This is a genomic window from Shewanella sp. SM55, from assembly GCF_025654025.1.
GTDB classification, from domain to species: domain Bacteria; phylum Pseudomonadota; class Gammaproteobacteria; order Enterobacterales; family Shewanellaceae; genus Shewanella; species Shewanella oncorhynchi.
Window position 1 is genome coordinate 109,143 of record NZ_JAKKRS010000003.1, and the last position, 13,715, is coordinate 122,857.

General features: G+C 46.2%; 11 protein-coding genes. 6 read left to right on the forward strand and 5 right to left on the reverse strand.

Annotated elements, in window-relative coordinates:
• Positions 1-46: 46 nt before the first annotated feature.
• The 3 genes from astA (at position 47) to L5L91_RS05880 (ending at position 3,550) form a co-directional block, all read left to right on the forward strand.
• Positions 47-1,066 carry an arginine N-succinyltransferase gene (astA, locus tag L5L91_RS05870; protein WP_105250266.1) on the forward strand — a complete coding sequence of 340 codons (1,020 nt, stop codon included), beginning with the start codon at positions 47-49 and terminating at the stop codon, positions 1,064-1,066.
• 9 nt (positions 1,067-1,075) lie between these two features.
• The gene (astD, locus tag L5L91_RS05875; RefSeq protein WP_263200978.1) at positions 1,076-2,536 is read left to right on the forward strand and encodes a succinylglutamate-semialdehyde dehydrogenase; all 1,461 of its coding nucleotides are present in this window, start codon (positions 1,076-1,078) and stop codon (positions 2,534-2,536) included.
• Positions 2,537-2,746: 210 nt separating this feature from the next.
• Positions 2,747-3,550: a DUF1338 domain-containing protein gene (locus L5L91_RS05880; protein ID WP_212599655.1), complete on the forward strand. Its 804-nt coding sequence runs from the start codon at positions 2,747-2,749 to the stop codon at positions 3,548-3,550.
• A gap of 101 nt (positions 3,551-3,651) precedes the next feature.
• Here L5L91_RS05880 and L5L91_RS05885 read toward each other — a convergent pair whose 3' ends face one another.
• The 4 genes from L5L91_RS05885 to crp form a co-directional block, all read right to left on the reverse strand.
• Positions 3,652-4,980, reverse strand: coding sequence for an ATP-binding protein (locus tag L5L91_RS05885; protein ID WP_131523982.1), 1,329 nt, complete (start codon positions 4,978-4,980; stop codon positions 3,652-3,654).
• Positions 4,977-5,651: a response regulator transcription factor gene (locus tag L5L91_RS05890; protein ID WP_131523983.1), complete on the reverse strand. Its 675-nt coding sequence runs from the start codon at positions 5,649-5,651 to the stop codon at positions 4,977-4,979. The genes L5L91_RS05885 and L5L91_RS05890 overlap by 4 nt, the downstream gene beginning before the upstream one ends.
• Complete coding sequence (locus tag L5L91_RS05895) at positions 5,632-5,979, reverse strand: PepSY domain-containing protein (RefSeq protein ID WP_105250261.1); 348 nt, start codon at positions 5,977-5,979, stop codon at positions 5,632-5,634. The genes L5L91_RS05890 and L5L91_RS05895 overlap by 20 nt, the downstream gene beginning before the upstream one ends.
• Before the next feature lie 82 nt (positions 5,980-6,061).
• The gene (crp, locus tag L5L91_RS05900; RefSeq protein WP_006080082.1) at positions 6,062-6,697 is read right to left on the reverse strand and encodes a cAMP-activated global transcriptional regulator CRP; all 636 of its coding nucleotides are present in this window, start codon (positions 6,695-6,697) and stop codon (positions 6,062-6,064) included.
• Between the two features lie 431 nt (positions 6,698-7,128).
• Here crp and L5L91_RS05905 point away from each other — a divergent pair, with 431 nt between their 5' ends.
• Entirely contained in the window at positions 7,129-7,908 is a 780-nt protein-coding gene (locus tag L5L91_RS05905) for a tetratricopeptide repeat protein (RefSeq protein ID WP_105250260.1), read from the forward strand.
• A gap of 120 nt (positions 7,909-8,028) precedes the next feature.
• On the opposite strand, the gene thpR is transcribed toward L5L91_RS05905, so the two are convergent.
• Positions 8,029-8,580, reverse strand: coding sequence for an RNA 2',3'-cyclic phosphodiesterase (gene thpR / locus L5L91_RS05910; protein ID WP_263235886.1), 552 nt, complete (start codon positions 8,578-8,580; stop codon positions 8,029-8,031).
• A gap of 200 nt (positions 8,581-8,780) precedes the next feature.
• Here thpR and L5L91_RS05915 point away from each other — a divergent pair, with 200 nt between their 5' ends.
• Together L5L91_RS05915 and hrpB are read left to right on the forward strand one after the other, a co-directional pair.
• Positions 8,781-11,000: a putative bifunctional diguanylate cyclase/phosphodiesterase gene (locus L5L91_RS05915; RefSeq protein WP_198571945.1), complete on the forward strand. Its 2,220-nt coding sequence runs from the start codon at positions 8,781-8,783 to the stop codon at positions 10,998-11,000.
• Positions 11,001-11,127: 127 nt separating this feature from the next.
• Positions 11,128-13,677, forward strand: a complete 2,550-nt coding sequence (gene hrpB / locus L5L91_RS05920) for an ATP-dependent helicase HrpB (protein ID WP_219251063.1) — start codon at positions 11,128-11,130, stop codon at positions 13,675-13,677.
• The last annotated feature ends 38 nt before the right edge of the window (positions 13,678-13,715 follow it).

A 13,715-nucleotide genomic window follows, 5' to 3' on the forward strand; every position in this document is an offset into this window, starting at 1 on the left:
GAGAGGTGCCTTGATGCACGGTAAGCCAAAGTGAGGAGACACTAAGATGTTAATCATACGTCCTATTCAGGCTGGTGATTTTGAGGCCTTATATCAAATTGCCGAAGAGTCTGGTCATGGTTTTACGTCATTACCTGTGAATGCGGATCTGCTCAGACATAAAATTGCTCGAGCAGAAGCTTCATTCGTCAAAGCCGTAGAGACTCCCTTCGATGAAGGTTATCTAATGGTGCTGGAAGATACCGATACCCGTGAAGTGGTGGGAACGTGCGCCATCGAAGCGGCGGTGGGAATGGAAGATGCGTTCTACCATTATCGACTTGGTACCGAAGTCTATCATTCTGAGCAAATTGACGTGCGTAACGAGGTCGAAACACTCACCCTTTGCCATGACTACACTGGTGCTGCTGAGATGTGCACGCTGTTTTTGCGTGAAGCATATCGCAAGGGCAACAATGGCCGCATGTTATCCCGCAGTCGCTTTCTGTTTTTAGCTCAACATGCGAAGCGTTTTGGCGAAACTGTGATTGCCGAAATGCGCGGTGTAAGCGACGCTGAGGGGCATTCACCTTTTTATGGTTGGTTGCAAAAACACTTTTTAGGCATAGATTTTATTCAGGCGGATTATCTTTCTGGCTTAGGTAAAAAGGCATTTATGGCCGAAATGATGCCACGAAATCCTGTCTACGTATGTCTGTTGCCGGAAGAAGCGCAGAAAGTGATTGGCGAAGTGCATACCAATACCCGTCCGGCATTAAGTCTGCTGCAGGCCGAAGGTTTTAGATGCCGCGGTTACGTGGATATTTTTGATGGTGGTCCAACTGTAGAGTGTCGTTTATCGGACATTCGCGGCGTGCGTGAAAGTCGTTTATTGACCGTCGATATTGGTGACATGGTCGAAGCCGACACTCAATTTATTATCTCAAATACCCAATTAGCCAATTACCGAGCGACGTCTGCTGCACTGGCCGTGGACGACAAATCCGAACATATCATCATTAGCCCTGAGCTGGCTGCGGGTTTGCTACTCGCAAAAGGCGATCAAATCCGTATTTTGGCAATGTAGGAATAACCAATGACACATTATATTCAAGGCCAGTGGCATGCTGGCAAAGGTCATGACGTGACCTCAATTAACCCTGCCAATGCACAATCTATTTGGACCGGTAAAACGGCCACTGCAGAACAAGTTAATGCCGCCGTTGATGCCGCGCGCGCCGCACAGTTTGATTGGTTTATGTTAGGTTTCGATGCGCGTTTAGCCATAGTTGAAGCGTATCGCACCCAACTCGAAGCCAATAAAGCGGAACTGGCTGAAACGATTGCCCAAGAAACGGGTAAACCTCAGTGGGAAACCGCGACCGAAGTCGGCGCCATGATAGGCAAAATTGCTTTATCGGCTGCGGCTTACAATAAACGTACGGGCACAGAAGCCAACGATACGCCAGCAGGACGTGCGGTTATCCGCCATAAGCCCCACGGTGTTGTGGCGGTGTTCGGTCCTTACAACTTCCCTGGTCATTTGCCGAATGGCCACATAGTCCCTGCGCTGCTGGCTGGGAATACGGTGATTTTCAAACCTTCAGAGCTCACGCCTAAAGTCGCTGAGCTGATGGTCAGCCTATGGGATAAAGCGGGTCTGCCTGCTGGCGTGCTTAACTTAGTCCAAGGTGAGGTTGATACGGGTAAGGCACTGGCTTCTCACCCGCAGCTCGATGGTCTGTTCTTTACCGGTAGCTCACGCACGGGTCATGTATTGCATCAACAATATGCGGGTCATCCGGGCAAAATTTTAGCACTTGAGATGGGAGGTAATAACCCACTGATCATCAAAGGTGTGCAGGATATTAAGGCCGCAGTGCATGATATTTTGCAGTCGGCTTATATCTCATCGGGTCAACGTTGCACTTGTGCGCGCCGTTTATATGTCGAGCAAGGCGAGCAGGGTGATGCCCTGATTGCCATGTTAGTCGATGCGGTTAAACAGATTAAAGTCGGTCCTTGGAATGCGCAGCCACAACCTTTTATGGGCTCAATGATTTCTGAAACTGCCGCTAAGGGTATGGTTGCGGCGCAGGCGAATTTGCTGAACTTGGGCGGTGTGTCTTTGGTCGAGTTGACCCATCTAGAAGCGGGTACAGGCTTAGTGTCTCCTGGCCTTATCGATGTGACAGCGATCGATGCATTGCCGGATGAAGAATACTTTGGACCTCTACTGCAGCTGGTGCGTTACAGTGATTTCGATCAAGCGATCAAATTGGCTAACCAAACGCGTTACGGCTTGTCTGCGGGATTACTTGCCGATAGCCGTGAAGATTATGACTATTTCCTCGCGCGTATTCGTGCTGGCATTGTTAACTGGAACAAACAAATCACTGGCGCATCTGGCGCGGCACCTTTTGGTGGCGTAGGGGCTTCGGGTAACCACAGAGCGAGTGCTTTCTATGCCGCCGATTACTGTGCTTATCCTGTCGCTTCGGTCGAGGCTGATGCCGTGAGTTTACCCGCGACATTAAGCCCAGGTTTGAGCTTGTAAGCGGGTAGAGATTTGACTTTTATGCGGTAAAGAATATGTGGGAAAGAGGAGGAAGGACTAATGTTCTTCCTTTTTAATAACAAGCAGTAACGTTACTTGAGTTTCTACTGTGGGTATGTGTAGACGCTACAACAGTAGCATTTAGGTCGTTACATTTAGTGTTTGCGGCAAAATAACAGCAATAACCGCAGCACAATAAAAGGAGTTTTTATGCATACCGACATCAACGCGTTATTTGCCGCTCTGTGGCAAGACTATATTCAAATGACCCCTTCAGCGGCAAAAGTGCACGCGTTGTTGGGTCATGGTAAACCGATCATCAACGACCATATTGCCCTGCGTACTTTCAATATCGCTAAGGTGAATTTGGACGTGCTGGCTAAGCATTTCACTTCGCTAGGTTATGTACCTTGCGGTGATTATAAGTTTGAACAGAAAAAACTGATCGCTAAGCATTTTGAACATCCAGACTCGACTCAGCCTAAAGTGTTTATCTCTGAGCTGTTGGTTGAAGAATTTAGCCCTGCGTTGCAAAAAACTATTCAAGGCTTAATCGCCCAAGTGGATGCAGCAGCGACAACGGCGGACAACTTTATTTACTCAGGCCGTCATTGGTCTTTAGATGCTAAAACCTATCAGGACTTATTAACTGAGAGTGAATATGCAGCTTGGGTAGCGGCTTTTGGTTACCGCGCTAACCATTTCACTGTGTCTATCAATCACCTCGACGGTTTTGAGACTTTAGAGTCAGTGAATGAAGCACTGAAGCAAGCGGGCTTTGTGCTCAATAGTTCAGGTGGTGAGATCAAAGGTTCGCCAGAAGTCTTGTTAGAACAGTCTTCGACTATGGCTGATAAGATTGGTGTTGAATTTACTGACGCGACAGTGGAAATCCCAAGCTGTTTCTATGAGTTTGCGCTACGTTATCCTATGGCTAATGGCGAGCTCTACACAGGCTTTGTGGCGGCGTCTGCCGACAAGATTTTTGAAAGCACCAATGTGAATAAAGCCTAACGTCCTCAAATTGCTTTCTGCATAAAAAACGCCATCAATTCGATGGCGTTTTTTATGGATATTTCAAACAAGGCATTTAATACGATTGGCATACTCTGGGGCTAGCTAAAGGTCAGCTCGATCCTCAATCCACCTAAGCGAGTGCTATGATTAAACTGCAGCTCAATCTCGTATTGCTCGGCAATTTCTTTCACTATTGATAATCCTAAACCGTGACCCATCACAGACTCATCAAGCCTTGTTCCTCTTTGTGTGAGCTTATCTAGCTCATCATCAGCAACCCCTGGACCATCATCATCAATACAAAGGCAGAGACGCTCTTGTTGACGCGATAGCTGAATGCTGACTCGGCTCTGGGCCCATTTAAAGGCGTTGTCTAGCAGGTTGCCTAAGAGCTCCATGCCATCTTCCCTGTGAATAGGCAGTCTGAGAATATTGGGATCGAGTTCGAAATCACATTCAATGGACTTGTTGCGGTGAACCTTATTTAGCGTGTTGGCTAGGCTATGTAAATCCCTAGGGATCACCAATTGCGCAGCGGGGAGCATGTCGCCAGTGATCCTCGCCGCAGCCAGTTTACGCTCGACCATCTTGTGAATCGAATCAAGTTGCTGCTGCAGGGCAATGGCAGTTTCAGGATCTTTGAGGCCAAGAGCTTCAACCTGTTGCTGCATCACGGCAAGTGGCGTTTTGAGCCCATGGCTCAAATTACCTAAGTTATTGCGGCTACGTTCAATTTGCTTGGCTGTGTACTCAAGTAGTTCATTATAGGTTTTTGCTAATGGTTGTACTTCGGGAGGAATATTATTGAGCTCCAGCGCGTTAATTTCCCCTTGTCTTAGCCGAGAAAGTGCGTGCTGTATGTGCTTAACTGGCTTAAATGATTGACGTAGGATCAAGAATATCCCCGCGATCATAGCAACTAACATCGCCAGATTGACACCAAGCTTAGTGCCATAAACCTCGCTAAACACGCGTCTACCGATACTCAAATCTTGCGCAACGGTTAAGGTAGCGCTGACATTGGCACTGCTGGAATTTAACCCTAATGATAACAACTGCATATCGTTATTTTTTGGCCCTTTAGCTTGCCAGACGCGGGTTTGATTCGGTGCTAGTGGCTCGATATCTAACTGCATATCCCACAGGGAGCGTGAGCGAATCACTTCATTTGGCAGGTTAAGCTGAAAATAACGGCCTGAATAGGCGGGCTTGTAGAAACTGGAAAGCTGGCTTTGATCTATGCTGATCTCCCCATCATGGATATGGGTTGCCAGCATGATATGTTCGAGATCTTCTTCTAAGCGATTGATAATAGAGTCGTGGAAGGCCTGACGTAGCATGGACTCAAACAGTATCAGTCCAATTACAGTACCTAACACGAGTAAGCCAGTTAACCATAAACTGAGCTTAGTGCGGATCGAGATCATTCAATAATGCCGTGGAAGATGTAACCTTGGCCGCGACGGGTTTCGATCGTGGTTTTACCCAGTTTCTTGCGTAGATGGGTGACATAAACCTCGACCACATTGCTCTCTTTTTCATCGTCAAACTGATAGAGCTTATCAGTTAGCTGCGTCTTAGATAGCAGCTTCTTAGGTGACATGAGGAAGATTTTTAACAGCCTGAATTCCATTGCTGTGAGTTCATACAGTTGCTCGGCCACTTTTACCGTTTGTTCTGCTTCATCTAAAACCACGCCACCATAACTCAATTGTTTACTTGAGGTGTTTAGACGACCATGTGCACGGTGGATTAAAGCTTGGATTCGGGCCAATAATTCCTGTGCGTGGAAAGGTTTACCTAAGTAATCGTCGGCGCCAGCATTAAAACCTTCTACTTTTTCATGCCATTGGCTGCGGGCCGTCAGCATGATAACTGGAGTGCTGATCCCTTGATTTCGCCAGCCTTCGAGCAGTTCGAGGCCGTTGCCATCGGGCAAACCTATGTCTAAGATTACGCAATCGTATTGGGTTTCTTTGATCAGATAATCGGCTTCAAGCGCTTTGTCTGTAATATCGGTTACATAGCCAGCGAGTTTGAGTTGTTTCTCCAGCTCGGTGACTAGCATTGGGTTATCTTCAACGAGTAACAGTTTCATGTTTTCGACATTCGCTCGGTAGTGCTATTGATTGATCGGCTTGACCATTAGTTGCATCAATACTGAGATTAACGATTTGGCCACGCTGAACTTTGATTTGCAAATCATAGCGCCATTTATGATCTTCTTGATAGAGATGAGCATCAATTAGTTCACCTTGGCAAAATTGGTTCACTACGGCGAGTGTACCGTTTAAGGACAATATTTGCCCAGAGTTAACTAACGCCTTGGCTTGATAATGTTCTAATTCAATAGGTTCGGCATGCAAGATTATTGGATGCACCAGCGTGAATAGGCTGAAAAAACAGATTAAAAACAGCCGTTTCATTTGAGCTCCCCAATAAAAAATGGCCTAGAATTTATTCTAGGCCACTTTAATAAGGCAGGCTTAAATCAAGCTGAAGACTAACTTAACGGGTACCGTATACCACGATTGTCTTACCATGAGCTTGGATCAAATTCTGTTCTTCTAACATCTTCAAGATACGACCCACAGTTTCCCGTGAACAGCCAACAATTTGACCTATTTCTTGACGAGTGATCTTAATCTGCATGCCATCAGGGTGTGTCATAGCATCAGGTTGTTTAGCCAGATGCAATAGAGTTTGAGCAATACGGCCTGCAACGTCTAAAAATGCAAGGTTACCCACTTTCTGGCTGGTACTTTGTAGGCGATAGGCCATTTGTGCAGACAGCTTCATCAGAATTTCAGGGTTAACTTGAATTAACTGTCTGAATTTCTTATATGAAATCTCAGCGATTTCACAAGCTTGCTTAGCACGAACCCAAGCGGTACGTTCGGCTTGTTCTTCAAACAAACCTAGTTCACCGATAAAGTCACCTTGATTCAGATAAGAAAGGATCATCTCCTTACCTTCTTCATCTTTAATCAATACCGCTACAGAACCTTTTACTATGTAATAAAGGGTATCTGAGTCTTCACCAGCATGGATAAGAGTGCTCTTTGCAGGGTACTTATGAATGTGACAGTGTGATAAAAACCATTCCAAAGTTGGATCAGGTTTTGGCTTACCAATCAGAGCCATGTTGGTGTTCCTCGATTGATTAAAACGAAAGTAAGAGTATTCTAAATAAGCATTTTACGTCAATTAAACTCACAAAAACTTGATGGAAGTCTTAGTTTAGAATAAGTGAATAAATGCAATTAACCATCTAAAATTAGAGCTTATTTTGCTACTTTAGTGATTTAAGTCAACTAAATCGATATGAAACTCGCTGGATTCACTTAACTCTGTCGAGTTAATCACATCTTACCAGTCTATTTCAGCAGTTTTATTATAGATTATGAATAAAATATGCCACTAAATTACACAATAACATGTTTCACTTTTTAAATTTGACATTCCATTTGGCTTAGCTTCCCCCATTATCCTGAGGTTTGTGTGTATTTAGGCTCGACTTATGGGGTTAATTCTGGCTAACTTTGAGGGCAGTTGTTTTTAAGAGAGGTAAGCAAGTGAAATACAGATTATGGGTTTTAGGTGCAGGTTTAAGCTTAACAATAGGGCTGAGCTCTGCGGCGCACGCATTTTCTATCCCGCAGCCAGCAGCTGAACTTGCGGCCAGTAAGTTTGTGCATATTCAAGTGACGGCAGAGCAAGGTGATGCCGATGCCCAATTTTTGCTGGGATTAATGTATCTCTCCGGACGTTTTGTGTCGCAAGAAGTGCCGACTGGATTGCACTGGATTTCACTTGCCGCCGAACAACAACATGAAAAAGCGCAGCAAACCTTAGCGGATCTGTCATTTGAAGGCCAATTGATCAAGCGTGACTTGTCAGTCGCTGAGCATTGGTATAAAGCGTTGAGTGAGCAGGGTAGTCGTTGGGCTCAATTCCGTTTAGGCTTTATTTATGCGTCTGGCGGTGACGGTGTGCAGCGCAACTGCGGTAAAGCGGTCGAGCAATTTTCCCAAGTGGGTGATGATGTTGCTTTGGGTAATGTGGCGTGGATTTTAGCAACTTGCCCCGAAGCAGAATATCGTGATGGCAATAAAGCGGTCGAGTTGTCCTTAAAATTACTCAAAGTGAATGAAAACGATCCTACAAATCTTGATAATTTAGCCGCGGCTTATGCGGAGTTAGGTGATTTTGGTGCTGCTATTTCGACGCAGCAGAAAGCGATCGAAGCGTTGAAAATGAATGCTGAAATGACTAAGACTGATGAGTTTATGCTGCGGTTACAAACCTACGAGCAAAAGCGTGCCTATCGCGAAACCTTACGTTTACTCGAATAGGGCTTTCTTCATCATAGCTCTCTTAGTTAACTGCTATTTTTATTCTAGTATTGATTAATGGATTGATTCATAAATTGAAAAATAAAGCCTGAGTGGATACTCGGGCTTTTTGTTTTTGATTTAAGGCTCACCGAGCGCCCAAGAATCTAGGATGTGATATTCGACACCCGTGCTTGTGCTTTTTGAATGGTATAAATGCAAATTATCGGGCGTTAACGTCAGCGTATTCATACCTTTGAGTTGCAATAAAGCCGACTCATCTAGTGTCCATTGTTTTGCTTTTCTAAATAAACTGATGTGCGGGCAAAAGTTGTGCTCATTCCGATGCAATTGCAGTCGGTCAGCAATTTCTTGCGTCTGTTTAGCGAATTGCGCTAACGGAGGCTCAATATCATCGCCTTTCAAGCAACATACTTGCGCATTAGGCCATACATCGAGCTGGTTAAGCCGAACGCTAAATCTTGGCTTCACTAAGCGGTCAACCGCATCAAGGAGGGCGATTTTTTGCTCGTTGTTAGCTTGACCCATAAAGCAGAGCGTTAAATGCAGATTGCTGACACTCACCGCTTTCGCCTCAAGATTAAGATGGCATATCAATTGCTGCTGCAATTCACTTAGATATACCCTTTGACTATCTGTGGGAGCGAAGCCGAGGAATAGCCTTTGTTGCATCGGTTTATCATCCTTTTGGAGGGCTTAATATGGATTATCTCAGCGAACACTTTGACGTTAAGCGCATTTGAGCGTTAATCTAGCTGTTGAATTTATCAGCTAATTTGTGACTCAAGCAGACGTTTAATTCACTGTGAGCCTATACTTAATGCACGTCGATAATACCTTAAATGGATTTTTAGGTAAGGAAGAGACTTTTCATGTCAGTAGGTTTAGCTAATCCACTCCAACAGGCTTTGGTCAGTATTTTTAGTGAATCCCCGCTAGAAACCTTAGAGCAGAATGTTGACAGAGCGCTTGAGACTATTACTTTGCAACTGCATTGTGACGGGGTATTTGTATTAACCGGAAGCCAGTCACTGGATCGTTTACGCACGCGTAATCTGTATTTAAAACCTCAATTTGCCCAAGGCCAACAAACCCGAGTCTGGCCCTTGGCACGAATGCCATTTTTTCGCTCTCTTGTCCGTACTCCGCGTCTATTAAATCTGGCTGATGTGAATACCTTACCTGCCGATGCTCAGGCTGAGCGAGCTTTATTAAGGGATTGGGACGTCAAGAGTCTATTAGTATTGCCGCCAGTCGTGTTTGGCGAAACCCGTATTGCCTTGGGGGCCGTTAATTGCTCAGAATGTTGTGAATGGAGCGAAGAGTTTATAAGTGAGTTTAATCACGCCGCTGTGATGATTGGCTCTGCGATGGAATTGACGCGTATTGCTTTAAGCATGCTTGCCAGTGAACATAAATACTGTGAAGTATTCAACCAGTTGCCCTTAGCTTGCGCCTTGTTAGATAAGCATGATCAATTGACTATGCTGAATAAAGTCGCTCTGCAAACCCTGCCAATTCAACATGGCTATGATTTATTCGACATGGTGCGTGAGGAAGAACACGCCATGCTAACTGATACCTTACATGTGGTACGAGAAGGTGTGCTCGGTCAAGCTTGGTGTGAATTACCTTTAAAATCAATTCATCAATTAACTTGGTTGAAACTGAGTTTTAGCCAGATTAGCGGCGATAAAGATACTTTAGTCATGATTGCCGAAGATGTCAGTGAAAAGTACCGCTTAGCCGATGAGCTGTCGTTCCATGCCAATTATGATGCGCTCACAGGATTGCCCAATCGGTTACATTTCGAAGCCCTATTAGAAAACCTACTACATGCCCACGATGATATGCCTATTTGCGTGGCGTTTCTCGATTTAGACCAATTCCAAGTCATTAACAATATCAGTGGCCATCAGGCTGGGGATAAGCTGCTTTGCCAAGTCGCATTACGTTTGAAACAGCTCGTACGTAAAGGCGATATTGTTGCCCGTTTAGGGGGCGATGAGTTTGGTATCCTGATGCATTACTGCAATGTGGACTCTGCGAAACAGATTGCTAAGCGGATTTGTACCCAGTTAGCAAATCATGAGTTTATTTGGGAAAGTCGTAGTCACAATGTCAGTGTCAGTATGGGGATTGCTAGGCTAGATAAAAAATCCGCCGATATTTATACCGTCATGAGTCAAGCTGATGCTGCTTGTCGATTGGCGAAGGATCAAGGCCGAAATGGCTGGCATTTATACAGTGCGAGCGATCCTAAAATGAACCGTCTCTACACCGAGATGATGGCCTCTGTAGATATCGTCGGCGCACTCGCATTAAACCAATTCGAGCTTTATTTTCAAAGCATAGTGCCGTTAAACCGCGAGGAAACTGGCTTACATTTAGAGATCCTACTGCGTATGGTGCAGACTAACGGCACTATAGTGTCTCCAGCTATCTTCTTACCCGCCGCCGAGCGATACAACTTGGCTTCTAAGGTTGATCTTTGGGTGATCGATAATTTGCTCAAGTGGGGTGGTAGTCATTTAGATATTTGGCAGCAATTGGATCTAGTGTCTGTGAATCTGTCGGCAACTTCTTTGGGCGATCATGAGTTTATGAATTGGCTAGAAATGCGTTTGATGGCCGAACCTGAGCTGGTGGATAAGCTTTGCATCGAGATCACTGAAACCGCGGCTGTGAGTCAGCTTGATCAAGCGACAAAGTTACTCGAGATACTTCGTCCACTCAATTGTAAATTAGCCCTCGATGATTTTGGTGCAGGCTTTTCTAGCTTTGCTTACCTTAAGCGCCTCAATGTGGATTTTGTAAAGGTTGATGGCCAATTTGTCGTCAATATTTGCGAAGACTCTGCGGATCAGGCGATCGTAAAATCCATCTGCCAACTTGGTCAAGATATGGGGTTTGATGTGGTTGCTGAATTTGTCGAATCCCAAGAAATAGGGTGGAAATTGCAAGCCTTAGGCGTCGACTATGCTCAAGGTTACGCCATCAATAAACCGATACGCTTAGCTGAACTACAGTCAGGGCTCAGTCAACCTTGGCTCGAAAAGCGTGAGATTTTTGCTCCCTATCCACAGCTGTAATCTTGGGCATGGCAGCCTTGAGCTGTTACTTATGTCAGCACTGACTTGATAATGTTTGCTGCGAAATGGTACTCAAAGCCGATTGTTAGTACACTGACGCCCTGTCTTGGCCGCTGATGTCTTTTTCTTGAACTCTCTACCTATTCATAGCTTATTAGCACCGCTGCGCGCGGCTTTTTCTCGTCACGCTCAAGTGATCCTCGAGGCACCGACAGGTGCGGGTAAATCAACGGCGTTACCTTTGGCTATGTTGGATTGGCCAGAAATCAGCGGACGCATTTTAATGCTCGAACCGCGGCGTGTCGCGGCGCGTAGTGTGGCGCACTATATTGCCAGCTGTCGCCAGCAAAAGGTGGGGCAAGAAGTCGGCTATCGCGTCCGCGGTGAAGCTAAAATCAGTGCCAATACCCGTTTAGAAATTGTCACCGAAGGCATTCTGACGCGAATGATCCAACAAGATCCCGAGTTAACTGGGATTGGAATGATCATCTTCGATGAAATTCATGAACGTCACCTCACCACTGATTTAGGTCTTGCCCTAGCGCTCGAAGTGCAAGCTTCACTGCGGGACGATTTAAAGATATTAGCTATGTCAGCGACTCTATCTGGTCTTGCCTTAGCTGAACTCATGCCAGAAGCGGTGACCTTGCACAGCGAAGGCCGGAGTTTTCCTGTCGACATCGAATATCGCCCTGTGCCAACTCAGCAGCATTGGATCGATCACCTCGGCCGCTGCGTGCTCGAACTGGTCTCGGCCAGCAGCAGTGCCGGTGTTGATAAAACTGCTGCCAATAATGCCGTGCTCGTGTTTTTACCCGGTAAAGGGGAGATCTTACGATTACAGCAGTTTTTGCGTGAGCGCTTAGCGGACGATGCCTTTTTGATTTGCCCTCTTTATGGTGAACTTTCAGGTGCCGAGCAAGATAGCGCGATCGCTGCAACTATAGATGGCAGGCGCAAAATTGTGCTAGCCACTAACGTGGCGGAATCGAGTTTAACTATTGAAGAAATAGGGTTTGTCATCGACAGTGGCTATAAACGACAAGCGAGTTTTAACCCTAAAACCGGTGTCACCCGCTTAGGCTTGAAACGTATAAGCCAAGCCTCCGCAACTCAGCGTAGTGGTCGCGCCGGGCGTTTATCAGCGGGTGTGTGCGTTCGCCTGTGGAGCCAAGAAGAACATGGCCGCATGCTCAGGGCCGATGAACCCGAGATCAGCCAAGCGGATCTGGTGGCTATGGCCCACGATTGTGCTTACTGGGGCGCAAAATCCTTTAGCGACTTGATGTTGTTAACGCCGCCACCTAGTGTGCATGAGGCGCTGGCGTGGAAACTGTTACAAGATTTAGGCATGGTCGATACTCAAAATAAACTCACTCCCCATGGTAAAGCGGCCTACGAGCTAGGGTGTCACCCAAGGCTTGCTCATATGTTATTGGGCGCAAAAAGTTTGGGCGCAAACAATGGGGGAGTCAATAATGCTAACGAACAAGCAACGCAATTGGGCAGTTTGGCCTGCTTGTTGTCGGGGGTTTTAGAGGCGCGCGGTTTGCCTAAAAAGGGCGCCGATATCATGAATTACCTGCACTTTGCCTGTCATGGACAAGCTGGGCAACAGGCAAAACAGTGGCAGAAAAAGCTAGGATTAGCGGCGGATTTGTCTAAGATAGCGACCCATGCACACCACAGCGATGTGGGGTTGTTATTAGCACTTGCGTATCCGGATCGTATTGCTAAAGCTCGCGGTGTTGAGGGCTACCAATTAGCCAATGGTACTGGCGTCGTGCTCGCAGCCGATGATGCATTGGCGCAAACGCCGTGGATGGTGGTGGCGGATTTTCAAGAAACTGAAGGCAGAAACGCTGGGCGGATTTACTTAGCGAGTCAGCTTCAGCCAAGCTTGTTCGACCGCGAGCTAAAAGGTTTACTGGATATTCATGAGATCTGTGGCTGGGATGAAGCTAAAGGTCGAGTAATTGCGCAGCGCCAATACAAGGTCGGACAAATTTTAGTAAAAACCGAGACGATTGCTAAGCCTGAACGTAAGCAGATTGTCGCGGCCTTACTGGGCTATATTCGCCAGCAAGGATTACAAATCCTCAATTGGAACGCTAACTTAGAACAGTTTCAACACAGGCTCAAATTGGCAACTGAGTTCGACGTGGGCAGTGACTGGCCCAAGGTTGATGATGAAGCATTATTAGCGAGCCTAGAAACTTGGCTGGCGCCTTACCTCGAAAATGTGAATAATCTGCAGCAATTAGTTAAGCTCGATTGCTTTGGTTTTGTGGCAAACTGTTTGAGCTGGCAGCAGAAACAGCGTCTTGACGAGTTATTGCCAACTTCCTGGCCGTTAGTCACCGGTACCTCTGCGCCAATAGTATACGACGAGTCTGGGCGTGCGCTGCTGCGTGTGCGTCTGCAAGAAACCTTTGGCATGGCGCAGAGTCCTATGTTGGCGCAGGGCAAACTAAAGGTGACGATGGAATTACTCTCTCCAGCCCAGCGTCCATTAGCCTTGACGGCAGATTTAGCCAGCTTTTGGCAGGGACCTTATGTGGAAGTGAAAAAGGAAATGCGCGGTCGATATCCAAAACATCTGTGGCCAGACGATCCTGTGAATACACTGCCGACAAAATTTACCAAGAAGAAAACCTTGGGTTTAGCTCAGCCCTAGCACCATGCCGCTGGTTTTATAACATTTTGTTATGAAAC

Coding starts and splice junctions, on each gene's coding strand:
- L5L91_RS05915 (WP_198571945.1), top strand. CDS start 8,781: ATGTCAGTAGGTTTAGCTAATCCACTCCAACAGGCTTTGGTCAGTATT.
- L5L91_RS05880 (WP_212599655.1), top strand. CDS start 2,747: ATGCATACCGACATCAACGCGTTATTTGCCGCTCTGTGGCAAGACTAT.
- L5L91_RS05890 (WP_131523983.1), bottom strand. CDS start 5,651: ATGAAACTGTTACTCGTTGAAGATAACCCAATGCTAGTCACCGAGCTG.
- L5L91_RS05895 (WP_105250261.1), bottom strand. CDS start 5,979: ATGAAACGGCTGTTTTTAATCTGTTTTTTCAGCCTATTCACGCTGGTG.
- astA (WP_105250266.1), top strand. CDS start 47: ATGTTAATCATACGTCCTATTCAGGCTGGTGATTTTGAGGCCTTATAT.
- crp (WP_006080082.1), bottom strand. CDS start 6,697: ATGGCTCTGATTGGTAAGCCAAAACCTGATCCAACTTTGGAATGGTTT.
- astD (WP_263200978.1), top strand. CDS start 1,076: ATGACACATTATATTCAAGGCCAGTGGCATGCTGGCAAAGGTCATGAC.
- L5L91_RS05885 (WP_131523982.1), bottom strand. CDS start 4,980: ATGATCTCGATCCGCACTAAGCTCAGTTTATGGTTAACTGGCTTACTC.
- thpR (WP_263235886.1), bottom strand. CDS start 8,580: ATGCAACAAAGGCTATTCCTCGGCTTCGCTCCCACAGATAGTCAAAGG.